Here is a 23,157-nt window from a genome sequence, read left to right as displayed (position 1 = left end):
GCCTGAAAAATACATCCATTCAATAAAATCACCACTTCACTGTTGATTCATCAATAATAGCGCTCATTACATAATCTTTTTTCACCAATCCACAATGACTATTGCGTTTTTTATTTTCTGACCCGTAATTCGCTTGCGCCCTCTCCAGCTTTGCGGCATTTTCTTTATCAAGCAAACATAAAAAGCATCACGCAACAGGTTAACGGAGAAGGTTATGTGTTCTATTTTTGGCGTATTCGATATTAAAACTGACGCAGTTGAACTGCGTAAAAAAGCCCTGGAACTGTCTCGTCTGATGCGCCACCGCGGCCCGGACTGGTCAGGTATTTACGCCTGTGATAACGCCATTCTGGCGCACGAACGTCTGTCCATCGTCGACGTCAATGCCGGTGCTCAGCCGCTGTACAACATGAAGAAGACACATATCCTGGCGGTTAACGGTGAAATTTATAACCACCAGACACTGCGTGCTGAATACGGCGATCGCTACCAGTTCCAGACCGGTTCCGACTGCGAAGTTATCCTCGCGCTGTATCAGGAAAAAGGACCCGCTTTCCTCGATGACCTGCAAGGGATGTTCGCTTTTGCGCTGTACGACAGCGAGCAGGACGCCTACCTGATCGGTCGTGATCATATCGGGATCATCCCGCTGTATATGGGTTACGACGAGCACGGTAACTTCTACGTTGCGTCTGAAATGAAAGCGCTGGTTCCTGTCTGCCGCACAATCAAAGAATTCCCGGCCGGTAGCTATTTGTGGAGTAAAGACGGTGAAATTCGTCAGTACTACCAGCGCGACTGGTTTGAATACGATGCCGTCAAAGACAACGTTACCGATAAAAACGAGCTGCGCCAGGCGCTGGAAGATGCGGTGAAAAGTCACCTGATGTCAGATGTTCCTTATGGAGTTCTGTTGTCCGGTGGTCTGGATTCATCCGTCATTTCCGCGATCACTAAAAAATACGCGGCACGCCGTGTTGAAGATCAGGAACGTAGCGAAGCCTGGTGGCCACAGCTGCACTCCTTCGCCGTCGGCCTGGAAGGCGCTCCGGATCTGAAAGCTGCGCAAGAGGTGGCGAACCATCTGGGGACCGTGCACCATGAGATCCACTTCACCGTGCAAGAAGGTCTGGATGCGATCCGCGACGTGATTTACCACATCGAAACTTACGATGTCACGACGATTCGCGCCTCGACGCCAATGTACTTAATGTCGCGTAAAATTAAAGCGATGGGCATTAAAATGGTGTTGTCGGGTGAAGGTTCGGACGAGGTGTTTGGCGGCTACCTCTATTTCCACAAAGCGCCAGATGCAAAAGAACTGCACGAAGAAACTGTACGCAAGCTGCAAGCGCTGCATATGTTCGACTGCGCCCGTGCCAACAAAGCCATGTCGGCCTGGGGTGTAGAAGCTCGCGTGCCCTTCCTGGATAAGAAATTCCTTGATGTGGCGATGCGCATCAACCCGCAGGACAAAATGTGCGGCAACGGCAAAATGGAAAAACACGTTCTGCGCGAATGTTTTGAGTCCTACCTGCCGGCAAGCGTCGCATGGCGTCAGAAAGAACAGTTCTCTGACGGTGTCGGTTACAGCTGGATTGACACCCTGAAAGAGGTGGCTGCAGAACAAGTTTCTGACCAACAACTGGAAACTGCCAGCTTCCGTTTCCCGTACAACACGCCATCGTCAAAAGAAGCGTATTTGTACCGTGAGATTTTCGAAGAGTTGTTCCCGGTAGTAAGCGCTGCCGAATGTGTGCCTGGCGGGCCGTCGGTTGCCTGTTCTTCTGCCAAGGCGATCGAATGGGATGAGGCGTTTAAAACCATGAACGATCCGTCTGGCCGTGCCGTTGGCGTACACCAGTCTGCTTATAAATAAGTTAATCCTTAGATAAGAGCCCTGCGGGGCTCTTTTTTTATGTTTGTTTTCTGTGCAAAAAAACAATTAATAACTAATAATTGCCGAATATTGCGTCATGCTGTTCGCAACCTAACCAAACAGTCACATTCCAGCTATTTTCAATGAAAAAGGGGTTGACGCTTCAAGGCTCAATACGCATAATGCGCCCCGCAACGCCGATAAGGTTACGCGAAAAAAAGATGGCTACGTAGCTCAGCTGGTTAGAGCACATCACTCATAATGATGGGGTCACAGGTTCGAATCCCGTCGTAGCCACCATCTTTTTTGCGGGAGTGGCGAAATTGGTAGACGCACCAGATTTAGGTTCTGGCGCCGCAAGGTGTGCGAGTTCAAGTCTCGCCTCCCGCACCATTCACCCGTAAGCGTTGCACGGATGGGGTATCGCCAAGCGGTAAGGCACCGGTTTTTGATACCGGCATTCCCTGGTTCGAATCCAGGTACCCCAGCCATTTTTTCTTCGATATAGCGGTTCACCGCAACGGTCATTGGGGTATCGCCAAGCGGTAAGGCACCGGTTTTTGATACCGGCATTCCCTGGTTCGAATCCAGGTACCCCAGCCATCGAAGAAAATGTTAGTATTTGGCTACGTAGCTCAGCTGGTTAGAGCACATCACTCATAATGATGGGGTCACAGGTTCGAATCCCGTCGTAGCCACCATATTAAGGACGTATCGACTCGTTCGGTAAATCCAAAAAATTGTTGGGGTATCGCCAAGCGGTAAGGCTCTGGTTTCTGATACCAGCATTCCGAGGTTCGAATCCTCGTACCCCAGCCAATTTCAAAAAGTCGTCCACTCTGTGGGTGCACCCGTTGGGGTATCGCCAAGCGGTAAGGCTCTGGTTTCTGATACCAGCATTCCGAGGTTCGAATCCTCGTACCCCAGCCATATTAAAAAAGCTCGCTTCGGCGAGCTTTTTGCTTTTCTGACGCCGGATGACGGCAAGCTTTACCCGGCCTACATGAGCTGTAGGCCTGATAAACGTAGCGCCATCAGGCACCACTCGAGCTACAACCCTAACGCATACTTCAGTGCCTGACGTTTCAGTACGCCAGCGCGCTCTGCGGCCATGAGCCCGAGATTACGCATGATGCGCAGCGGCTGCAGGTTATTGCTAAATCCAGCATAGAACAGATCCATACCGCTTTGCATGATGAAATTGTCAGTCATACGGCGATTCTGATAGCGCTTGAGCACCGGCTGACTGGCCCAGGATTCACCGTAGCTGCGCGCGTTCACCAGCACATCAATCAACGCATCAACATCACGAAAGCCCAGATTGACGCCCTGCCCCGCCAGCGGATGAATGGTATGCGCGGCATCACCTACCAGCGCCAGCCCTGGTTGCACATATTGCAGCGCATGACGACGCGTAAGCGGGAACGCCCCCGCAGCCACTGGCATCACCTTACCGAGTCGCGATGGAAAATGTTTAGCAATCTCCGTCTGCAATTGCGGCATATTCAGCGCTTGCAATTGGCGGATGCGAGCCGGTGAGTCGTACCACACCAACGAGGCCCAGTTATCAAACAGCGGTAAAAACGCGCGCGGGCCGTCAGGCGTAAATTGCTGCCAGGTGCTGTCTCCCGGTGAATTTTCGCATTGCACGGTTATCAACATACAGGACTGCGCGTACTGCCAGGCATGGATACCAATCCCGGCCATTTTTCGCACCTGAGAGTTGGCACCATCGGCGCCGATGACCAGCTTCGCGCTGATGGTTTCGCCGCCTGCCAGCTCAAGCTCATGTCGATCGTTATGTTGATGCAAAGAAATCAGGGACGCCGGTACGCGCAGCGTGACTTTAGGGTGAGCTTCCAGTGCCTGCCAGAGCGCCTGTTGCAGGACCGTGTTTTCCACCATATAGCCCAACAGAGGCAGCTTAAGCTCGGCGGCATCAAACATCACATGGGCATTTTCCCACTCCCACGTTTCCAGTCGACGATAAGGATGGCTGCGCATCCCCTGCACCGTATCCCAGACGCCCAGCCCTTTTAGCAACGACACCGATGCGGAACTTATGGCAGAAATTCTGACATCAGGCTGTCCGTCAGCCACAAACGGCGCGGGAACGGCATGCTCAATGACCGTTACCGTAAATCCATGCTGCGCCAGTCCAAGCGCCAGCGCGCCGCCGACCATCCCCCCGCCGACAATGGCAATTTCCGTTGGTTGATTTGTCATGGTCAATTATCCAGTTACATGTATTGTGTAAGTTTACAGGATTTTTTACCCCTTGAGGCTGACATCCGTCATACTGGTCACAACCGCGCCAAAGCAGTACACTATGCGCCCTGCATTTCAGCCACAATTTCGCAAGAGCAAGTCGATGACCAAAAAACTCCATATTAAAACCTGGGGCTGTCAGATGAACGAATACGATTCATCGAAGATGGCCGATCTGCTGGATGCCACTCATGGGTATCAACTGACTGACGTGGCGGAAGAAGCGGATGTGCTGCTGCTGAATACCTGCTCAATCCGTGAGAAGGCTCAGGAAAAAGTGTTCCATCAACTGGGCCGCTGGAAACTGTTAAAAGAGAAAAATCCCAAGCTCATCATTGGGGTCGGTGGCTGTGTTGCGTCTCAGGAAGGCGATCATATTCGCCAGCGCGCGCATTACGTCGATATTATTTTTGGGCCGCAAACGCTGCACCGCCTGCCTGAAATGATCAACAAAGTGCGTGGAAGCACGACCCGTAGCCCGGTGGTTGATATCAGTTTTCCGGAGATCGAAAAGTTCGACCGCCTGCCGGAACCGCGTGCTGAAGGTCCAAGCGCGTTTGTGTCCATCATGGAAGGTTGTAATAAATATTGTACTTACTGCGTGGTGCCCTACACCCGCGGTGAGGAAGTCAGCCGTCCGGCGGATGATATTCTGTTTGAAATCGCCCAGCTTGCAGCCCAAGGCGTGCGTGAAGTGAACCTGCTGGGGCAAAACGTGAACGCCTGGCGTGGTGAGAACTACGACGGCACGATCGGATCTTTTGCCGATCTGTTACGTCTGGTCGCAGCGATCGACGGTATTGATCGTATCCGCTTCACCACCAGCCATCCGATCGAATTCACCGATGATATCGTTGAAGTTTATCGCGATACGCCAGAGCTGGTGAGCTTCCTGCATCTGCCGGTACAGAGCGGTTCAGACCGCGTACTGAACCTGATGGGGCGTACCCATACCGCGCTGGAATACAAAGCGATCATCCGCAAACTGCGCGCTGCGCGTCCGGATATCCAGATTAGCTCCGACTTCATCGTTGGCTTCCCGGGTGAGACCACGCAGGATTTCGAGCAGACCATGAAGCTGATTGCTGACGTCAATTTTGACATGAGCTACAGCTTTATTTTCTCTGCGCGTCCTGGCACCCCTGCCGCCGATATGGTTGACGACGTACCGGAAGAAGAGAAGAAACAGCGTCTGTACATTCTACAGGAGCGTATCAACCAGCAAGCTATGGCCTGGAGCCGCCGTATGGTCGGCACGACCCAGCGCATTCTGGTTGAAGGCACATCGCGTAAGAGCATCATGGAACTGTCAGGCCGTACCGAAAATAACCGTGTGGTGAACTTTGAAGGCAACCCGGATATGGTCGGTAAATTCGTAGACGTAGAAATTACCGATGTCTGGACTAACTCCCTGCGCGGTAAAGTGGTGCGTACCGAAGATGAAATGGGTCTGCGTATCGCAGAATCCCCTGAATCGGTCATTGCGCGTACCCGTAAAGAAAACGATCTGGGCGTCGGTATTTATCAGCCTTAATCCTGCTGAAAGACGTAAAAAAGGCCCGATACCGCTACACTTATCGGGCCTTCACTTCCAGGCTCGCTGTCCCGGCGGGCCTTGTAATCTGCCCTATCATCCCCATATTTATTGCAATGCTTGCGCCTTTCACCCATGGCGTGAATAATTTCCTTAGATGCCGGTAAATGTTCAGCGTCCGGCGAGACATGCATAAGAGGAACAGTTTGAACATAGACACTCGCGAAATCACCCTTGAACCCGCAGACAACGCCCGCCTGTTGAGCCTTTGCGGCCCCTTTGATGACAACATCAAACAGCTGGAACGTCGCCTCGGCATCGAAATTAACCGCCGTGATAACCACTTTAAACTGACCGGTCGCCCCATTTGCGTCACCGCTGCGGCAGATATTTTACGTAGTCTGTACGTCGATACCGCGCCAATGCGCGGTCAGACGCAGGACATCGAGCCTGAACAAATTCATCTGGCGATCAAAGAAGCGCGTGTGCTTGAGCAAAGCGCAGACAGCGTGCCTGAATTTGGCAAAGCGGTGAACATCAAAACCAAGCGTGGAGTAATTAAGCCGCGTACACCGAACCAGGCACAGTACATTGCGAATATCCTCGACCACGACATCACCTTTGGTGTTGGCCCTGCGGGTACGGGTAAAACGTATCTCGCCGTTGCCGCTGCGGTCGATGCGCTTGAGCGTCAGGAGATCCGTCGCATTCTGCTGACCCGTCCGGCAGTGGAAGCGGGCGAAAAACTGGGATTCCTGCCAGGAGATCTCAGCCAGAAAGTCGATCCGTATTTACGACCGCTGTATGACGCGCTTTTCGAAATGCTCGGCTTTGAGAAAGTTGAAAAGCTGATTGAGCGTAACGTCATTGAAGTTGCGCCGCTGGCTTATATGCGCGGTCGTACGTTAAACGATGCGTTCATCATTCTTGATGAAAGCCAGAACACTACCATCGAACAGATGAAAATGTTCCTGACCCGTATCGGCTTTAACTCCAAAGCGGTCATCACTGGCGATATCACGCAGATTGACCTGCCGCGTAGCACCAAATCCGGTCTGCGTCATGCCATTGAAGTGTTGGCAGAAGTCGACGAAATTAGTTTTAATTTCTTCCATAGCGAAGACGTGGTGCGCCACCCGGTGGTCGCCCGTATCGTCACGGCGTATGAAGCCTGGGAAGAAGCAGAACAGAAACGCAAAGCCGAGCAGGCTGCAGAACGCAAGCGCGAAGCTCAGGAGCAGGAACAAAAATGAGTCAGGTTATCCTCGATTTACAGCTGGCATGTGAAGACGAATCCGGTTTACCAACAGAAAGTCAGTTTCAGGGCTGGCTGGATGCGGTGATCCCGCAGTTTCAGGAAGAGTCTGAAGTGACGATTCGTCTGGTCGATGACGCGGAAAGCCACGACCTGAACCTGACCTATCGCGGGAAAGACAAATCCACCAACGTGCTCTCTTTCCCGTTTGAGGCTCCGCCGGGCATCGAGATGCCGCTGCTGGGCGATTTGATCATCTGCCGTCAGGTCGTCGAGAAAGAAGCGCAGGAGCAAGGCAAACCGCTTGAGGCCCACTGGGCGCACATGGTGGTGCATGGTAGCCTGCACTTACTCGGCTACGACCATATTGAAGACGATGAAGCGGAAGAGATGGAATCCCTCGAAACAGAGATTATGCTTGCTCTGGGCTATGAGGATCCGTACATTGCCGAGAAAGAGTAAGCATTTCGACATCTTGTAGGCCTGATAAGGCCTACCTGGTTTGAAGTACAATGAAGAGATATGCCGTCAACAGCTGAGTAAACGCATGACGCGCTTTGTATTAACTAACATGAGAACCCATACGACGCCATGAGCGACGACAATTCACACAGTAGTGACACCTTAAACAGCAAAAAGGGATTTTTTTCCCTGTTACTGAGCCAACTTTTCCACGGTGAACCGAAAAACCGCGACGAACTGTTGGAGCTGATCCGTGATTCCGGGCAAAACGACCTTATCGATGAAGATACGCGCGATATGCTCGAAGGGGTAATGGATATTGCGGACCAACGTGTTCGCGACATCATGATCCCTCGCTCCCAGATGATTACCCTGAAACGCAACCAAACTCTGGACGAATGCCTCGATGTCATTATCGAGTCTGCCCACTCGCGTTTCCCGGTAATTAGCGAAGACAAGGATCACATTGAAGGGATTCTGATGGCCAAAGATCTGCTGCCGTTTATGCGTAGCGATGCCGAAGCCTTCAGCATGGAGAAAGTGTTACGCCAGGCGGTTGTCGTCCCTGAAAGCAAGCGGGTTGACCGCATGCTGAAAGAGTTCCGCTCCCAGCGTTATCATATGGCTATCGTCATCGACGAGTTTGGCGGTGTCTCAGGTCTGGTGACCATTGAGGACATCCTTGAACTGATTGTCGGTGAAATTGAAGACGAGTACGACGAAGAAGACGATATTGATTTCCGTCAGCTCAGTCGCCACACCTGGACTATTCGTGCGCTGGCGCCGATTGAAGACTTCAACGAAGCTTTCGGCACGCATTTCAGCGATGAAGAAGTGGATACCATTGGCGGGTTGGTCATGCAGGCCTTCGGTCATCTGCCCGCGCGTGGAGAGACCATCGACATTGATGGTTACCAGTTCAAAGTGGCAATGGCCGACAGCCGTCGTATTATTCAGGTTCATGTCAGAATTCCGGACGACTCACCCCAGCCCAAACTGGACGAATAAACCCGAAACTGGATCTAAGACTACATGGCATTTGCCCCTTTAATTGAACGCCAGCGCATTCGCCTGCTGCTGGCGTTATTATTCGGTGCCTGCGGGACACTGGCTTTCTCACCGTATGACATCTGGCCCGCTGCGATTGTTTCGCTGATGGGTCTGCAGGCTCTCACCTTCAACCGTCGTCCGCTCCAGTCTGCCGCTATCGGCTACTTCTGGGGACTGGGACTGTTTGGCTCAGGCATCAACTGGGTTTACGTCAGTATCGCGCAGTTTGGCGGTATGCCGGGCCCCGTTAACGTCTTCCTCGTGGTTCTGCTTGCTGCTTACCTTTCCCTCTACACCGGCCTGTTTGCCGGTGTTTTGGCGCGTCTGTGGCCGAAAGCCACCTGGATACGCGTAGCGATTGCCGCGCCGGTAGTCTGGCAAATCACTGAATTTCTGCGCGGCTGGGTACTGACAGGTTTCCCGTGGCTGCAGTTCGGCTACAGCCAGATCGACGGTCCGTTAAAAGGGCTGGCGCCGGTAATGGGCGTTGAGGCGATTAACTTCCTGCTGATGATGGTTAGCGGCCTGCTGGCGCTGGCGCTGGTAACACGTAACTGGAAGCCGCTGGCTGCCGCCGCAGTTCTTTTCGCTCTGCCCTTTCCGCTACGTTATATTCAGTGGTACACGCTTGAGCCAGAAAAAACCACCCAGGTTTCGATGGTGCAGGGTGACATTCCGCAGTCGCTTAAATGGGATGAAGGCCAGTTACTCAACACCCTGAAGATTTATCTCGACGCTACCCAGCCCGAGATGGGCAAATCACAGCTCATCATCTGGCCAGAATCCGCTATTCCTGACCTGGAAATTAACCAGCAGCGTTTTCTGAGTATGATGGATGACCTGCTGAAATCGAAAAACAGCACGCTGATTACCGGTATCGTGGACGCGCGTCTGAACAAGCAGAATCGTTACGACACCTACAACACCATCATCACGTTGGGTAAAGACAGTCCGTACAGCTACGACTCCAGCAACCGCTACAACAAAAACCATCTGGTACCGTTTGGCGAGTTTGTCCCGCTGGAATCAATCCTGCGCCCGCTGGCGCCATTCTTTGACCTGCCAATGTCTTCGTTCAGCCGCGGTCCGTATGTACAGCCACAGCTGCATGCACACGGCTTTAAGCTGACCGCAGCCATCTGCTACGAAATCATTCTTGGCGAACAGGTACGAGATAACTTCCGCCCGGATACGGACTATCTGCTGACTATCTCCAACGATGCATGGTTTGGTAAATCTATTGGTCCGTGGCAGCACTTCCAGATGGCGCGGATGCGTTCCCTCGAGCTGGCGCGACCTCTGCTGCGTAGCACCAACAACGGTATTACGGCGGTGATTGGTCCGCAGGGCGAAGTGCAGGCGATGATCCCGCAGTTTACCCGCCAGGTGCTGACCACCAGCGTGACGCCAACGACGGGCTTAACCCCTTATGCCCGTACCGGAAACTGGCCGCTCTGGCTGCTAACCGCGCTGTTTGGCTTTGGCGCAGTGGTAATGAGTCTGCGCCAGCGTCGCAAATAAACCAGTACCCCATCAAATGTAGGCCGGATAAGGCGGTACGCCGCCATCCGGCAGTTGTGCCGCATCGTGCCTGATGGCGCTACGCTTATCAGGCCTACTCCCCCCTTCCTCTCTTCCAATGCCCATTCTGGCACGTCTATTGCTTTGTTCTACAAGGCAAACGCTGTTTTGGCTGAATGTGCAACCTGGTCGCACCAAAGTTGAGCGCCGGTAGCACCTGAAAAGTGCAACAAGATATTTTTGCCCCCAAATGGTGCGGCGCACTTCGCAAAAATAAACAATAACACAGCAAATTCTTTACATTCATCCAAACTAAATGTTAACAAACACATACAAGACTGCACGTTTTAGTAGCAAACAATAACAACATCACAATGGGTATCAATGCGTCCCTGGCGCAGACGATAAAGGAGTTGGATATGCAATTACGTAAGCTCGCCACTGCCATGCTGGTCATGGGAATGTCCGCCGGTCTGGCGCACGCAGAAGACGCAGCACCAGCGGCAGGCAGCACGCTGGATAAGATCGCCAAAAATGGCGTGATCGTTGTCGGCCACCGTGAATCATCAGTACCGTTTTCTTACTACGATAATCAGCAAAAAGTGGTCGGTTATTCACAGGATTACTCCAACGCGATCGTTGACGCCGTGAAGAAAAAGCTGAACAAGCCTGATCTGCAGGTGAAACTGATCCCGATTACTTCTCAAAACCGTATCCCGCTGCTGCAAAACGGCACCTTCGATTTTGAATGTGGATCCACCACCAACAACGTCGAGCGCCAAAAACAAGCGGCTTTCTCTGACACCATTTTCGTTGTCGGCACCCGTCTGCTGGCGAAAAAAGGCGGCGACGTCAAAGATTTCGCCGATCTGAAAGGTAAAGCCGTAGTCGTGACTTCGGGTACCACCTCCGAAGTTCTGCTGCACAAGCTGAATGAAGAACAAAAAATGGATATGCGCATCATCAGCGCGAAAGACCACGGTGACTCTTTCCGTACTCTGGAAAGCGGTCGCGCCGTTGCCTTTATGATGGATGACGCCCTGCTGGCTGGCGAGCGCGCGAAAGCGAAGAAACCAGACAACTGGGAGATCGTCGGCAAGCCACAGTCTCAGGAAGCCTACGGCTGTATGTTGCGCAAAGATGATCCTGAGTTCAAAAAGCTGATGGACGACACTATCGCCAAGGCGCAAACCTCAGGCGAAGCTGAGAAATGGTTTGATAAGTGGTTTAAAAATCCAATTCCACCGAAGAACCTGAACATGAATTTCGAACTGTCAGACGAGATGAAAGCTCTGTTCAAAGAACCAAATGATAAAGCGCTTAACTAACTAAAATAAATGGGAGGCTTCCCCTCCCTCTCGATTGTTACTCGGCACGGACAGACTATAAGCCTGATGGTCGTTCCCCATCAGGCCTGAAAACCGCAAAACGCCGAATAACAATCTTCGAGGGTAGCGCTGCTACCCTTTTTTTTCTGGAGTAGATTTATGTCTATAGACTGGAACTGGGGTATTTTTTTACAACAAGCCCCGTTCGGCAACACCACCTATCTCGGCTGGCTCTGGAGTGGTTTCCAGGTCACTGTCGCGTTATCCATCACCGCCTGGATTATCGCTTTCCTCATAGGCTCTTTATTCGGCATCTTACGTACCGTTCCAAATCGTTTCCTTTCTGGGATCGGCACACTGTACGTTGAGCTGTTTCGTAACGTTCCGCTCATCGTCCAGTTTTTTACCTGGTATCTGGTTATTCCGGAACTGCTGCCGGAAAACATTGGGATGTGGTTCAAGGCTGAGTTGGATCCCAACATCCAGTTCTTCCTCTCATCGATGCTTTGTCTGGGGCTGTTTACCGCCGCGCGCGTCTGCGAACAGGTTCGCGCCGCAATTCAGTCTCTGCCTCGTGGGCAGAAAAACGCCGCACTGGCGATGGGGCTAACGTTGCCGCAGACCTACCGCTATGTTCTGTTGCCAAACGCCTACCGCGTGATTGTTCCGCCAATGACCTCAGAGATGATGAACCTGGTGAAGAACTCCGCTATCGCCTCCACCATCGGCCTGGTCGATATGGCGGCACAGGCGGGCAAACTGCTGGATTACTCCGCCCACGCATGGGAATCGTTTACCGCTATCACTCTGGCTTACGTCCTGATTAACGCCGTCATCATGCTGGTGATGAATCTCGTTGAACGTAAAATCCGCCTGCCTGGCAATTTGGGAGGCAAATAATGTACGAATTTGACTGGAGTTCTATCATCCCTTCCCTGCCGTATCTGCTGGATGGGTTAATCATCACGCTGAAAATCACCGTTACGGCGGTAGTCATTGGTATTGTCTGGGGAACCATCCTTGCAGTAATGCGTCTGTCCAGCTTCGCGCCGATTGCCTGGTTTGCGAAAGGCTACGTCAACGTATTTCGTTCTATTCCGCTGGTCATGGTGCTGCTGTGGTTCTACCTGATTGTGCCCGGCTTCCTGCAAAACGTACTGGGTCTGTCGCCAAAAACCGATATTCGCCTGATCTCAGCAATGGTCGCGTTTTCGATGTTTGAAGCCGCGTACTATTCCGAGATTATCCGTGCCGGTATCCAGAGTATTTCTCGTGGGCAATCCAGCGCCGCGCTGGCTCTGGGGATGACCCACTGGCAGTCGATGAAGCTCATTATTCTGCCGCAGGCATTCCGCGCGATGGTACCGCTGCTGCTAACCCAGGGCATCGTACTCTTCCAGGATACCTCGCTGGTCTATGTATTAAGTCTGGCAGACTTCTTCCGTACCGCCTCTACCATTGGCGAGCGTGACGGCACACAGGTTGAAATGATCCTGTTTGCTGGCGCCGTTTATTTTGTATTCAGTCTGAGCGCATCGTTGTTGGTCAGCTATTTGAAGAAAAGGACAGTTTAATGATTACCCTGAAAAATGTTTCTAAATGGTATGGTCACTTTCAGGTGCTGACCGACTGCTCCACGGAAGTGAAAAAAGGTGAAGTGGTGGTGGTCTGCGGCCCGTCAGGCTCAGGTAAATCAACGCTTATCAAAACGGTGAACGGGCTGGAGCCGGTACAACAGGGCGTCATCACCGTTGATGGTACCGTGGTGAATGATAAAAAAACCGATCTGGCCAAACTGCGCTCTCGCGTTGGTATGGTGTTCCAGCACTTTGAACTGTTCCCTCACCTGTCGATCATTGAGAACCTGACTCTGGCGCAGGTAAAAGTGCTCAAGCGCGATAAAAAGCCGGCCCGCGACAAAGCGCAAAAGTTACTGGAACGCGTTGGTCTGTCAGCACATGCCGAAAAGTTTCCAGCTCAGCTCTCAGGGGGTCAGCAACAGCGTGTCGCTATCGCCCGGGCGCTGTGCATGGATCCTATCGCCATGCTGTTTGACGAGCCGACGTCGGCGCTTGATCCTGAAATGATCAACGAAGTACTGGACGTTATGGTTGAACTGGCCAATGAAGGGATGACCATGATGGTGGTAACCCACGAAATGGGCTTTGCGCGTAAAGTGGCGAACCGGGTGATCTTCATGGATGAAGGGAAAATTGTTGAAGACTCACCGAAAGAAGAGTTCTTCGCTAATCCGAAATCGGACCGCGCCAAAGACTTCCTCGCGAAAATACTGCACTAATCTTGCTGGCGCGCACCTCCATGTGCGCGCCACCTCACGCTTTATCTCTTCGCCTCTCGAAACACATACAGCCCAGCGTTAACCTTGTCACAAAGTCCCACTTACAAGGAGCAACAATGGCACTCCCTATCCTGTTTGATTGCGATCCGGGTCATGATGACGCTATCGCAATTGTGCTCGCCCTCGCCTCACCAGAACTGGATGTGAAAGCGATAACCTCATCAGCCGGTAACCAGACACCAGACAAAACACTGCGTAACGTGTTGCGCATGTTAACGTTGCTCAACCGTACGGATATACCAGTAGCTGGTGGCGCAGTGAAACCACTAATGCGCGATCTGATTATCGCCGATAACGTTCACGGCGAGAGTGGGCTGGATGGCCCGGCGCTGCCGGAACCCGCTTTTGCGCCACAAGACTGTACCGCCGTGGAACTGATGGCGAAAACCCTGCGTGAAAGCCCGGAACCGATGATGATTGTCTCCACCGGGCCGCAAACTAACGTCGCATTGCTCCTGAATAGCCATCCTGAGCTGCACGCCAAAATCGCCCGTATCGTGATTATGGGTGGTGCGATGGGCCTCGGAAACTGGACGCCCGCCGCCGAGTTCAACATCTTCGTGGATCCCGAAGCCGCCGAAATCGTATTCCAGTCGGGTATTCCGATGGTAATGGCAGGGCTTGACGTCACGCATAAAGCGCAAATACATCGGGAAGATACCGAGCGGTTCCGCGCTATCGGCAATCCTATTTCGACGATCGTGGCTGAACTACTCGACTTCTTCTTTGAATATCACAAAGATGAAAAATGGGGATTCATCGGCGCACCGCTGCATGATCCATGCACCATTGCCTGGCTGCTGAAACCTGAACTGTTTACCACCGTTGAACGCTGGGTCGGCGTGGAAACTCAGGGTAAATATACCCAGGGAATGACCGTGGTGGATTACTATTTCCTGAGCGGCAGGAAGCCAAACGCCACCGTAATGGTAGACGTTGATCGTCAAGGGTTTGTCGATTTGCTGGCAGAACGGCTGAAGTTTTACGCCTAATACACGCCGGATCGCGCTAACGCTTATCCGGCCTACAAAATCGTGCAATTTGTAGGCCGGATAAGACGCTTTGCGTCGCCATCCGGCAAAAAGCGATCACGGCTCAAACGGTCGGCGCTGGAACTGATCGTGTCCGCATTTTGGACACAGCGGCAGCACATCCGGGGTGTAAACCGCTAAATGGAAGTGGCACTTCTCGCAGACCAGATTACCTAATCCGACCACCTCACCGCTGTGATAAACCCCATGATGACTGAGATCCTGGAACACTTCTCGCCATTCGAGCTGCGTTTTATCGGTAATATCGGCCAGTTCCTGCCAGATACTCTCCTTGATAACCCGCATAAAGACGCTGTCTGTCTCCTCATCGAGACTTTCTTCATAGCTCAGAGCAAACTCTTCCAGGTCACGTCTGACGGCCCGGGTGAGCTCTTCCACCTCGGTTCGCGTTAACTCCCCGGTCTGCATAACTCGTTGACGCGCTTGCTCCACCAACGCATCAATATCGCGTTCGCCATTACGCAGACGTTCGCTCAGTGAAGCCACCAGTTCACGGTAATATTGAGCAACCTTGTTCATCGCTTCGCCTCCTGGGTCGTTAACTGTCTATAATAATAGACGTTATTTACGCTACGCTTTGCAAGACTGTCCACAGAGTGTGTAAATTCGTGCAAGAATTATCCTTGCGGGAATTCAACGCTGAATGCGCGAAAGGCTGTTTTGGCGCGGGCGTTTGGGCTATGCTATGCGGATCTGAAACACCACATCTAGAGCTACGTTTGTAGCTGTATTGAAAACAGGACCACTGGCTGCCATGCAAGAGCAATACCGCCCGGAAGAGATAGAATCCAAAGTACAGCTTCACTGGGATGAGAAGCGCACATTTGAAGTTACCGAAGACGAGAGCAAAGAGAAGTATTACTGCCTGTCTATGCTTCCCTATCCTTCTGGTCGACTACACATGGGCCACGTACGTAACTACACCATCGGTGACGTGATCGCCCGCTACCAGCGTATGCTGGGCAAAAACGTACTGCAGCCAATTGGCTGGGATGCGTTCGGTCTGCCTGCAGAAGGCGCAGCGGTTAAAAACAACACCGCGCCGGCACCGTGGACGTACGACAACATCGCATACATGAAAAACCAGCTCAAAATGCTGGGTTTCGGTTACGACTGGAGCCGTGAGCTGGCGACCTGCACCCCGGAATACTACCGTTGGGAACAGAAATTCTTCACCGAGCTGTACAAAAAAGGCCTGGTGTACAAGAAAACGTCTGCGGTCAACTGGTGCCCGAACGACCAGACCGTACTGGCGAACGAACAGGTTATCGACGGCTGCTGCTGGCGTTGCGATACCAAAGTCGAGCGTAAAGAGATCCCACAGTGGTTCATCAAAATCACCGCTTACGCTGACGAACTGCTGCGTGACCTGGATAACCTGGATCACTGGCCTGACACCGTGAAAACGATGCAGCGCAACTGGATTGGCCGTTCTGAAGGCGTGGAAATCACCTTCGATGTGAACGGTTACGACAACACGCTAACCGTTTACACCACCCGCCCGGACACCTTTATGGGTGCGACCTATCTGGCCGTTGCCGCAGGTCACCCGCTGGCGCAGAAAGCTGCTGCAAATAATCCAGAACTGGCCGCCTTCATTGACGAATGCCGCAACACCAAGGTTGCTGAAGCCGAAATGGCAACCATGGAGAAGAAAGGCGTCGACACGGGCTTTAAAGCCGTTCACCCGCTGACTGGCGAAGAAATCCCCGTTTGGGCGGCAAACTTCGTCCTGATGGAATACGGTACGGGCGCAGTCATGGCCGTTCCGGGCCACGATCAGCGCGATTACGAGTTTGCGACAAAATATGGCCTGACCATCAAGCCAGTAATTCTGACCGCTGAAGGCGCAGAGCCGGATCTGTCCGAACAAGCTCTGACCGAAAAAGGCGTGCTGTTTAACTCCGGCGAGTTTGACGGCCTCGGCTTCGAAGCTGCCTTCAACGCCATTGCTGACAAGCTGGTAGCGAAAGGCGTGGGTGAACGTAAAGTGAACTACCGTCTGCGTGACTGGGGTGTTTCCCGTCAGCGTTACTGGGGGGCGCCAATTCCGATGGTGACGCTGGAAGACGGTACCGTACTGCCGACGCCAGAAGATCAGTTGCCGGTTATTCTGCCGGAAGACGTGGTTATGGACGGCATCACCAGCCCAATAAAAGCCGATCCGGAGTGGGCAAAAACCACCGTTAACGGCATGCCTGCGCTGCGCGAAACCGACACCTTCGATACCTTTATGGAATCCTCCTGGTACTACGCGCGCTATACCTGCCCGCAGTACAACGAAGGGATGCTGGATCCAGAAGCCGCAAACTACTGGCTGCCAGTTGATATCTACATTGGTGGTATTGAACACGCCATCATGCACCTGCTCTACTTCCGCTTCTTCCACAAGCTGATGCGCGATGCGGGCATGGTCAACTCTGACGAACCGGCCAAACAGCTGCTGTGCCAGGGTATGGTGCTGGCTGATGCGTTCTATTACGTTGGTGCAAACGGCGAGCGTAACTGGGTTTCTCCGGTCGATGCTATCGTTGAGCGCGACGAAAAAGGTCGTATCGTCAAAGCTCAGGACGCAGAAGGCCATGAACTGGTCTATACCGGCATGAGCAAAATGTCCAAGTCGAAAAATAACGGTATCGACCCGCAGGTCATGGTTGAACGTTACGGCGCTGACACGGTACGTCTGTTCATGATGTTCGCTTCTCCGGCTGATATGACGCTGGAATGGCAGGAATCCGGCGTTGAAGGGGCGAACCGCTTCCTGAAACGTGTATGGAAGCTGGTTTACGAACATACTTCCAAAGGCGATGTTGCTGCCCTGAACGTTGATGCGTTGAGCGAAGACCAAAAAGCGCTGCGTCGCGACGTACATAAAACCATTGCTAAAGTTACCGATGATATCGGTCGTCGTCAGACTTTTAACACTGCAATTGCGGCGATTATGGAGCTGATGAACAAGCTGGCGAAAGCACCGCAGGAAGACGAACAAGACAGAGCCCTGATGCAGGAAGCGTTACTGGCCGTCGTTCGCATGCTGAACCCGTTCACCCCACACGTTTGCTTCACAATGTGGGAAGCACTGAAAGGCGAAGGCGATATCGACAACGCACCGTGGCCGGTGGCAGACGAAACCGCAATGGTTGAAGACTCGAAGCTGGTTGTTGTTCAGGTGAACGGTAAAGTCCGTGGCAAAATTACCGTTCCGGTAAATGCGACAGAAGAACAGGTTCGTGAACGTGCTGGCCAGGAGCATCTGGTGGCAAAATATCTTGATGGCGTTACCGTACGTAAAGTGATTTATGTACCGGGTAAACTCCTCAATCTGGTCGTTGGCTAAGCGCGGGAGGAAGCGTGCGACTTCTGACAACATTGTTGTTATCTCTGGCGGTGCTTGTCACCGCCGGATGTGGATGGCATCTGCGTAATACTACGCAGGTCCCACCCTCAATGAAAACCATGATTCTGGACTCTGGGGATCCAAACGGCCCATTAAGCCGCGCGGTTCGTAATCAGCTGCGTCTGAACGGCGTTACGCTGCTAGAGGACGGCTCAATGCGTAAAGATGTGACGTCCTTACGTCTGGGCGCGGTCAGCATATCGCAAGATACGGCGTCGGTATTCCAGAACGGTCAAACGGCTGAATACCAGATGGTGATGTTCGTGAGTGCTACTGTGCTGATTCCAGGTCATGATATTTATCCAATCAGTGCCAAAGTTTATCGTTCGTTCTTTGACAACCCACAGGCTGCACTGGCGAAAGATAACGAGCAGGACATGATCATCAAAGAGATGTATGACAAAGCGGCTGAACAGTTAATTCGTAAGCTGCCAAGCGTACATCTGGCCGATACTCTGTCATCCAATGCTGATGATGATGCTAAGCCAGCGGCGACAAAAGCCGCAGAGCCCGCGTCATCTCCGGCGCGTGTTTCCACCACGCTGGGTAACTGATGCTCAAGTTGTACCCTGAACAACTCCGCGCACAGCTCAATGAAGGGCTGCGCGCGGCGTATTTGCTCTTAGGTAACGATCCTCTCTTATTGCAGGAAAGCCAGGACGCTATCCGTCAGGCAGCAGCAACGCAAGGATTCGAAGAACACCACGCTTTCACCCTGGACAATAGCACCGACTGGGGAGAGATTTTTTCACTCTGCCAGGCGATGAGCCTGTTTGCCAGCCGTCAAACCCTACTTTTGCAGTTACCTGAAAATGGCCCCAATGCCGCCATTAACGAACAGCTCGCTTCACTCGTCACACTGCTACATGACGACCTGCTGCTGATTGTTCGCGGCAACAAACTGACTAAAGCGCAGGAAAACGCCGCATGGTATACCGGACTTGCCAATAATGCGGTGCAGGTAAGCTGCCAGACGCCGGAGCAAGCACAGCTTCCTCGTTGGGTCGCTGCCAGGGCGAAGCTTAACAATCTACAACTGGATGACGCAGCCAATCAGCTGTTGTGCTATTGCTATGAAGGTAATCTGTTAGCGCTGGCGCAAGCGCTGGAACGGCTAGCGTTGCTTTGGCCTGATGGCAAACTAACGCTGCCTCGCGTGGAGAAAGCCGTTAACGATGCCGCGCACTTTACCCCGTTCCATTGGGTGGATGCGCTGCTGATGGGCAAAAGCAAACGCGCTCTGCACATTCTGCAACAGTTACGTCTGGAAGGCAGTGAGCCGGTTATTTTGCTACGTACGATACAGCGCGAATTACTGCTGTTGGTCAACTTAAAACGGCAGTCAGCCCATACGCCTTTGCGCACGTTGTTTGATAAACACCGGGTGTGGCAAAATCGCCGGGGTATGATGGGAGACGCGCTAAACCGGCTGAGTCCTGCGCAGTTGCGTCAGGCGGTAACGTTGTTAACGCGTACGGAAATTACGCTTAAACAAGACTATGGTCAGTCAGTGTGGGCGGAACTTGAGGGGCTTTCCCTTTTGCTCTGCCATAAATCGCTGGCCGATGTTTTTATTGATGGTTGATATGAAATCATTGCAGGCTCTGTTCGGTGGCACCTTTGATCCGGTGCATTATGGTCATCTTAAACCAGTTGAAATTCTGGCGAATCTGATTGGCCTTTCCCGGGTCATTATCATGCCCAATAACGTGCCGCCGCATCGTGCGCAACCCGAAGCGTCCGGCGAACAACGTCAACGCATGGTTGAACTGGCCATTGCCGATAAGCCGCTGTTCTCCCTTGATGAACGCGAACTGAAACGCGATACCGCCTCCTACACCGCGCAAACGCTCAAAGAGTGGCGCGAGGAGCAAGGACCGGAAGTACCGTTAGCGTTTATTATTGGCCAGGACTCACTGCTTACCTTTCCGTCCTGGCATGACTACGACACGATTCTGGGTAACACCCACCTCATTGTCTGCCGACGTCCGGGCTATCCGCTCGAAATGGCGCAGGAAAAGCACCAGCAGTGGCTGGAGGATCATCTGACCCATTCGCCAGATGACCTGCACAACTTGCCTTGCGGGAAAATTTATCTGGCTGAAACGCCGTGGTTTAACATCTCCGCCACGCTCATCCGTGAGCGTCTGGAAAAAGGCGAGCCGTGCGACGACCTGATGCCAGCTGCAGTGCTTGACTATATCAATCAGCAAGGGTTGTACCGCTAAGCACCTTGCGTAAAGCCGCCAACAGGCGGTTATTCTCTTCCTGGCTGCGAACGGCTACCCGATAATAGCGCGCATCCAGCCCCGGATAATTAGCACAACTGCGAATCAAGACATGTTGCTCCAGCATTGCGCGTTGCAGATCAAAATCCGCCCGCTCGGAGCGCAATAAGCGATAATTTGCCCTGCCAAGATACACCGTCAGGCCGGGCAGTTCTTTCAACTGCCGATCAAACCTCGCACCCTCTTGCTCCAGCCACTTCCACGTTGCCTGCTGATATGCGCTGTCGTGTAAAATAATCTCGCCTGCCAGTGCAGCAAATGCGTTAATTGACCACGGCATTTGTCGACGGCGCATCTGTGCAACAGCCTGTTCATTACTGTTGACCAGATACCCCAACCGGAGCCCCGGTATCGCATAGAACTTGGTGAGAGAGCGCAGCACCCAAATATGCGGGTTATCATGAAGCAGCGGAATAAACCCCGGCTCCCCGGCAATAAAATCGATAAACGCTTCATCAAGGATCAGATTGATCCCAAGCAACTCACAACGCGCGGCTATTTCGCGCAGCAGGCGGTTATCTGGCAGCAAGCCAGTGGGATTGTTGGGCGTACAGAGAAGCAAGCAGTCCAGCTCTGAGGTTAACGCATCGATGATTGCATCAGTAAGCTGCCAACCATCGTCTTCGCGTAGCGCAAACTCATGGATCGTACAGTCTTCCCATTGCAGCGCCCGACGATATTCAGCAAACCCGGGCGTCACGATCATCGCATGGCGTGGTTTAAGACCTTGCACCAAAGTGAAAATCGACTCAGTCTCGCCGTTTCCGGCAAGTATCCATGAGGCAGGAATCTGATGATGCTCCGCCAGCGCCGCATGCAGTTTAGCGTAATCAACATCCGGGTAATGCTCCGCGCAGTCCAGGTTGTCGACGATCGCGCGTTTTAAACTTGCCGGCATACCCAGCGGATTAATATTCGCGCTAAAATCCAACAATTGCTCAGGCGAGATGCCCAACAGTTCGGCGGCTTCTCGGGTATTGCCACCATGCGCGCTCTTCAATAAAGACATCGTGCCGCTCCACGCAAAAAAAGGTATTTTAGTGAAAAATCTCTGCGCAATCAGGGCAAACATCATGTTTTGTGCGAATAACCTCAAGAGGAAAAAATGAGACTCTGGTTAGTACGTCATGGAGAAACTGAAGCCAATGTCGCTGGTTTATACAGCGGCCACGCCCCCACACCGCTAACGGGACGGGGTATCGCTCAGGCGCAAACACTGGGTACGCTGTTACGCCATGTGCCTGTCGACAACGTTCTGTGCAGCGAGTTGGAACGTGCCCGCCATACAACGCAGTTGATCTTAGGCGATCGCGAGGTTCCTGTGCGCAACATGCCTGAGCTCAATGAGATGTTTTTTGGTGACTGGGAAATGCGCCATCATCGCGATCTGGCGCGAGAAGACGCCGAAAACTACGCCGTGTGGTGTAACGACTGGCAGAATGCGACGCCAACCAATGGTGAAGGTTTTCAGGCGTTTTCCCAGCGCGTGGAACGCTTTATTGCTCAGCTCGCTGATTACAAAACGTGCCAAAACCTGCTGGTGGTGAGTCATCAAGGTGTTCTGAGCGTGTTGATCGCCCGTCTGCTGTCCATGCCGGCTGCAGCAATGTGGCATTTTCGCGTCGAACAAGGTTGCTGGAGCGCAATTGATTTTTGCGACGATTTTGCGGTTCTTAAAGTGCTCAACAGCCGGGCAGTATGGCACGACGGGGAGTGAACGCACTGTTTTTTCTGCCGAAGGGCTTCTCTCCCATTGACACCCCATGACAGGCTGTTATTCTCCGCAACCTGACTTTTCCCGCCCTTCAGAGCTTTGCAGAAATTGTTTTACAAAAATGGCGATGCATTCTGCGGCGTGGGGTGGGATGATAGCGCACTTCAAAAGCGCTTTCGGAGACATTTGTCCCGATATCGCCTCTGGTTCAGGTATACTAACAGACGTTTTTAACTCTTTTCACCCAGGGGGAACACTTGCAGGGTAAAGCACTTCAGGATTTTGTAATCGACAAAATTGATGACCTGAAAGGTCAAGACATCATCGCCTTAGACGTTCAGGGCAAATCCAGCATCACTGATTGCATGATTATCTGCACCGGCACGTCCAGCCGTCATGTAATGTCTATCGCAGACCACGTTGTTCAGGAGTCCCGCACAGCTGGCCTGCTGCCGCTCGGCGTAGAAGGCGAGAACGTTGCAGACTGGATCGTCGTTGACCTCGGTGATGTGATTGTCCACGTGATGCAGGAAGAAAGCCGTCGCCTGTATGAACTGGAAAAACTCTGGAGTTAATGCGTGAAGCTGCAACTTGTCGCTGTGGGTACGAAAATGCCTGACTGGGTGCAAACCGGGTTTACGGAGTATCTCCGTCGGTTTCCGAAAGATATGCCCTTTGAGCTGATCGAAATCCCGGCAGGAAAACGCGGCAAGAACGCGGATATTAAACGCATTCTCGACAAAGAGGGTGAGCAGATGCTGGCTGCCGCAGGCAAAAACCGCATCGTCACCCTTGATATCCCTGGTAAACCCTGGGACACGCCGCAACTGGCGACTGAACTGGAACGCTGGAAACTGGACGGTCGTGACGTCAGTCTGTTGATTGGCGGGCCGGAAGGTCTCTCTCCTGCCTGTAAGGCGGCAGCGGAACAAAGCTGGTCACTCTCTGCGTTAACCCTTCCTCACCCTCTTGTTCGGGTTCTGGTCGCGGAGAGTCTGTACAGGGCGTGGAGCATCACCACCAACCATCCTTATCACCGTGAGTGATCAT

General features: G+C 52.7%; 21 protein-coding genes and 7 tRNA genes. 25 read left to right on the top strand and 3 right to left on the bottom strand.

Features of this window, described 5'->3' with window-relative positions:
• Positions 1-214: 214 nt before the first annotated feature.
• The 8 genes from asnB (at position 215) to OGY72_RS02950 (ending at position 2,809) form a co-directional block, all read left to right on the top strand.
• The gene (gene asnB, locus OGY72_RS02985) at positions 215-1,879 is read left to right on the top strand and encodes an asparagine synthase B (RefSeq protein WP_149384128.1); all 1,665 of its coding nucleotides are present in this window, start codon (positions 215-217) and stop codon (positions 1,877-1,879) included.
• 223 nt (positions 1,880-2,102) lie between these two features.
• A tRNA-Met gene (locus OGY72_RS02980) sits at positions 2,103-2,179 on the top strand.
• A gap of 8 nt (positions 2,180-2,187) precedes the next feature.
• Positions 2,188-2,272, top strand: a tRNA-Leu gene (locus OGY72_RS02975).
• Positions 2,273-2,295: 23 nt separating this feature from the next.
• A tRNA-Gln gene (locus OGY72_RS02970) sits at positions 2,296-2,370 on the top strand.
• A gap of 37 nt (positions 2,371-2,407) precedes the next feature.
• A tRNA-Gln gene (locus OGY72_RS02965) sits at positions 2,408-2,482 on the top strand.
• A 21-nt stretch (positions 2,483-2,503) separates the two neighbouring features.
• Positions 2,504-2,580 (top strand) — tRNA-Met (locus OGY72_RS02960).
• A gap of 43 nt (positions 2,581-2,623) precedes the next feature.
• Positions 2,624-2,698 (top strand) — tRNA-Gln (locus tag OGY72_RS02955).
• 36 nt (positions 2,699-2,734) lie between these two features.
• Positions 2,735-2,809: transfer RNA gene (locus OGY72_RS02950), tRNA-Gln, on the top strand.
• A gap of 120 nt (positions 2,810-2,929) precedes the next feature.
• On the opposite strand, the gene ubiF is transcribed toward OGY72_RS02950, so the two are convergent.
• Entirely contained in the window at positions 2,930-4,105 is a 1,176-nt protein-coding gene (gene ubiF, locus OGY72_RS02945) for a 3-demethoxyubiquinol 3-hydroxylase (protein WP_003831329.1), read from the bottom strand.
• Between the two features lie 145 nt (positions 4,106-4,250).
• Here ubiF and miaB point away from each other — a divergent pair, with 145 nt between their 5' ends.
• The 10 genes from miaB (at position 4,251) to rihA (ending at position 14,648) form a co-directional block, all read left to right on the top strand.
• Positions 4,251-5,681 carry a tRNA (N6-isopentenyl adenosine(37)-C2)-methylthiotransferase MiaB gene (gene miaB / locus OGY72_RS02940; protein ID WP_003831327.1) on the top strand — a complete coding sequence of 477 codons (1,431 nt, stop codon included), beginning with the start codon at positions 4,251-4,253 and terminating at the stop codon, positions 5,679-5,681.
• Between the two features lie 206 nt (positions 5,682-5,887).
• On the top strand, positions 5,888-6,934 hold the full coding sequence (locus OGY72_RS02935; protein ID WP_003022776.1) for a PhoH family protein: 1,047 nt from the start codon (positions 5,888-5,890) through the stop codon (positions 6,932-6,934).
• Positions 6,931-7,398: an rRNA maturation RNase YbeY gene (gene ybeY / locus OGY72_RS02930; RefSeq protein WP_003831323.1), complete on the top strand. Its 468-nt coding sequence runs from the start codon at positions 6,931-6,933 to the stop codon at positions 7,396-7,398. Before OGY72_RS02935 ends, ybeY begins: the two co-directional genes overlap by 4 nt.
• A 129-nt stretch (positions 7,399-7,527) precedes the next feature.
• Positions 7,528-8,406: a CNNM family magnesium/cobalt transport protein CorC gene (gene corC / locus OGY72_RS02925; protein ID WP_003022770.1), complete on the top strand. Its 879-nt coding sequence runs from the start codon at positions 7,528-7,530 to the stop codon at positions 8,404-8,406.
• 24 nt (positions 8,407-8,430) lie between these two features.
• A complete protein-coding gene (gene lnt, locus OGY72_RS02920; RefSeq protein ID WP_286546734.1) occupies positions 8,431-9,969 on the top strand; it encodes an apolipoprotein N-acyltransferase in 1,539 nt (512 codons plus the stop codon).
• A gap of 419 nt (positions 9,970-10,388) precedes the next feature.
• Positions 10,389-11,297, top strand: coding sequence for a glutamate/aspartate ABC transporter substrate-binding protein GltI (gene gltI, locus OGY72_RS02915; protein ID WP_003831318.1), 909 nt, complete (start codon positions 10,389-10,391; stop codon positions 11,295-11,297).
• 159 nt (positions 11,298-11,456) lie between these two features.
• Positions 11,457-12,197 carry a glutamate/aspartate ABC transporter permease GltJ gene (gene gltJ, locus OGY72_RS02910; RefSeq protein WP_275396606.1) on the top strand — a complete coding sequence of 247 codons (741 nt, stop codon included), beginning with the start codon at positions 11,457-11,459 and terminating at the stop codon, positions 12,195-12,197.
• Positions 12,197-12,871, top strand: a complete 675-nt coding sequence (gene gltK / locus OGY72_RS02905; RefSeq protein WP_003831315.1) for a glutamate/aspartate ABC transporter permease GltK — start codon at positions 12,197-12,199, stop codon at positions 12,869-12,871. Before gltJ ends, gltK begins: the two co-directional genes overlap by 1 nt.
• Positions 12,871-13,596, top strand: coding sequence for a glutamate/aspartate ABC transporter ATP-binding protein GltL (gene gltL / locus OGY72_RS02900; RefSeq protein WP_003022754.1), 726 nt, complete (start codon positions 12,871-12,873; stop codon positions 13,594-13,596). Before gltK ends, gltL begins: the two co-directional genes overlap by 1 nt.
• 116 nt (positions 13,597-13,712) lie before the next feature.
• On the top strand, positions 13,713-14,648 hold the full coding sequence (rihA, locus tag OGY72_RS02895) for a pyrimidine-specific ribonucleoside hydrolase RihA (protein WP_286546726.1): 936 nt from the start codon (positions 13,713-13,715) through the stop codon (positions 14,646-14,648).
• Between the two features lie 96 nt (positions 14,649-14,744).
• Here the strand turns inward: rihA and OGY72_RS02890 are convergent, their stop codons facing one another.
• Positions 14,745-15,227, bottom strand: a complete 483-nt coding sequence (locus tag OGY72_RS02890) for a zinc ribbon-containing protein (RefSeq protein WP_003022748.1) — start codon at positions 15,225-15,227, stop codon at positions 14,745-14,747.
• A gap of 235 nt (positions 15,228-15,462) precedes the next feature.
• Between OGY72_RS02890 and leuS the strand changes: the two genes are divergently transcribed.
• The 4 genes from leuS to nadD are packed head-to-tail and all read left to right on the top strand — an operon-like array spanning position 15,463 to position 20,333.
• The gene (gene leuS / locus OGY72_RS02885) at positions 15,463-18,045 is read left to right on the top strand and encodes a leucine--tRNA ligase (RefSeq protein WP_126955856.1); all 2,583 of its coding nucleotides are present in this window, start codon (positions 15,463-15,465) and stop codon (positions 18,043-18,045) included.
• 14 nt (positions 18,046-18,059) lie between these two features.
• Complete coding sequence (gene lptE, locus OGY72_RS02880; protein WP_003831304.1) at positions 18,060-18,659, top strand: LPS assembly lipoprotein LptE; 600 nt, start codon at positions 18,060-18,062, stop codon at positions 18,657-18,659.
• On the top strand, positions 18,659-19,690 hold the full coding sequence (gene holA, locus OGY72_RS02875) for a DNA polymerase III subunit delta (RefSeq protein WP_193135156.1): 1,032 nt from the start codon (positions 18,659-18,661) through the stop codon (positions 19,688-19,690). Before lptE ends, holA begins: the two co-directional genes overlap by 1 nt.
• A 1-nt stretch (position 19,691) precedes the next feature.
• Complete coding sequence (gene nadD / locus OGY72_RS02870) at positions 19,692-20,333, top strand: nicotinate-nucleotide adenylyltransferase (RefSeq protein ID WP_122973951.1); 642 nt, start codon at positions 19,692-19,694, stop codon at positions 20,331-20,333.
• On the opposite strand, the gene cobD is transcribed toward nadD, so the two are convergent.
• Entirely contained in the window at positions 20,308-21,402 is a 1,095-nt protein-coding gene (cobD, locus tag OGY72_RS02865) for a threonine-phosphate decarboxylase CobD (protein ID WP_286546711.1), read from the bottom strand. The genes nadD and cobD overlap by 26 nt on opposite strands.
• Before the next feature lie 96 nt (positions 21,403-21,498).
• Here cobD and OGY72_RS02860 point away from each other — a divergent pair, with 96 nt between their 5' ends.
• From OGY72_RS02860 to rlmH, 3 genes are all read left to right on the top strand, one after another.
• Positions 21,499-22,110 (top strand): adenosylcobalamin/alpha-ribazole phosphatase, encoded by a 612-nt coding sequence (locus OGY72_RS02860; protein ID WP_284969384.1) that lies wholly within the window; start codon positions 21,499-21,501, stop codon positions 22,108-22,110.
• Positions 22,111-22,364: 254 nt separating this feature from the next.
• The gene (gene rsfS / locus OGY72_RS02855; protein ID WP_003022728.1) at positions 22,365-22,682 is read left to right on the top strand and encodes a ribosome silencing factor; all 318 of its coding nucleotides are present in this window, start codon (positions 22,365-22,367) and stop codon (positions 22,680-22,682) included.
• Between the two features lie 3 nt (positions 22,683-22,685).
• Positions 22,686-23,153, top strand: coding sequence for a 23S rRNA (pseudouridine(1915)-N(3))-methyltransferase RlmH (gene rlmH, locus OGY72_RS02850; protein ID WP_003022725.1), 468 nt, complete (start codon positions 22,686-22,688; stop codon positions 23,151-23,153).
• Positions 23,154-23,157: the final 4 nt, after the last annotated feature.

The organism is Citrobacter sp. Cpo221 (genome assembly GCF_030332345.1).
Lineage (GTDB): Bacteria > Pseudomonadota > Gammaproteobacteria > Enterobacterales > Enterobacteriaceae > Citrobacter > Citrobacter portucalensis.
The sequence above is the reverse complement of the archived record's forward strand: the minus strand, read 5'-3'. Positions and strand labels throughout refer to the sequence as shown.

Excerpts from the sequence above, each read along its gene's own strand:
- corC (WP_003022770.1), top strand. The coding sequence starts at position 7,528 with ATGAGCGACGACAATTCACACAGTAGTGACACCTTAAACAGCAAAAAG.
- gltI (WP_003831318.1), top strand. The coding sequence starts at position 10,389 with ATGCAATTACGTAAGCTCGCCACTGCCATGCTGGTCATGGGAATGTCC.
- ybeY (WP_003831323.1), top strand. The coding sequence starts at position 6,931 with ATGAGTCAGGTTATCCTCGATTTACAGCTGGCATGTGAAGACGAATCC.
- gltJ (WP_275396606.1), top strand. The coding sequence starts at position 11,457 with ATGTCTATAGACTGGAACTGGGGTATTTTTTTACAACAAGCCCCGTTC.
- ubiF (WP_003831329.1), bottom strand. The coding sequence starts at position 4,105 with ATGACAAATCAACCAACGGAAATTGCCATTGTCGGCGGGGGGATGGTC.
- nadD (WP_122973951.1), top strand. The coding sequence starts at position 19,692 with ATGAAATCATTGCAGGCTCTGTTCGGTGGCACCTTTGATCCGGTGCAT.
- leuS (WP_126955856.1), top strand. The coding sequence starts at position 15,463 with ATGCAAGAGCAATACCGCCCGGAAGAGATAGAATCCAAAGTACAGCTT.
- asnB (WP_149384128.1), top strand. The coding sequence starts at position 215 with ATGTGTTCTATTTTTGGCGTATTCGATATTAAAACTGACGCAGTTGAA.
- cobD (WP_286546711.1), bottom strand. The coding sequence starts at position 21,402 with ATGTCTTTATTGAAGAGCGCGCATGGTGGCAATACCCGAGAAGCCGCC.
- holA (WP_193135156.1), top strand. The coding sequence starts at position 18,659 with ATGCTCAAGTTGTACCCTGAACAACTCCGCGCACAGCTCAATGAAGGG.
- lnt (WP_286546734.1), top strand. The coding sequence starts at position 8,431 with ATGGCATTTGCCCCTTTAATTGAACGCCAGCGCATTCGCCTGCTGCTG.
- gltL (WP_003022754.1), top strand. The coding sequence starts at position 12,871 with ATGATTACCCTGAAAAATGTTTCTAAATGGTATGGTCACTTTCAGGTG.
- OGY72_RS02860 (WP_284969384.1), top strand. The coding sequence starts at position 21,499 with ATGAGACTCTGGTTAGTACGTCATGGAGAAACTGAAGCCAATGTCGCT.
- gltK (WP_003831315.1), top strand. The coding sequence starts at position 12,197 with ATGTACGAATTTGACTGGAGTTCTATCATCCCTTCCCTGCCGTATCTG.
- miaB (WP_003831327.1), top strand. The coding sequence starts at position 4,251 with ATGACCAAAAAACTCCATATTAAAACCTGGGGCTGTCAGATGAACGAA.
- OGY72_RS02890 (WP_003022748.1), bottom strand. The coding sequence starts at position 15,227 with ATGAACAAGGTTGCTCAATATTACCGTGAACTGGTGGCTTCACTGAGC.
- rihA (WP_286546726.1), top strand. The coding sequence starts at position 13,713 with ATGGCACTCCCTATCCTGTTTGATTGCGATCCGGGTCATGATGACGCT.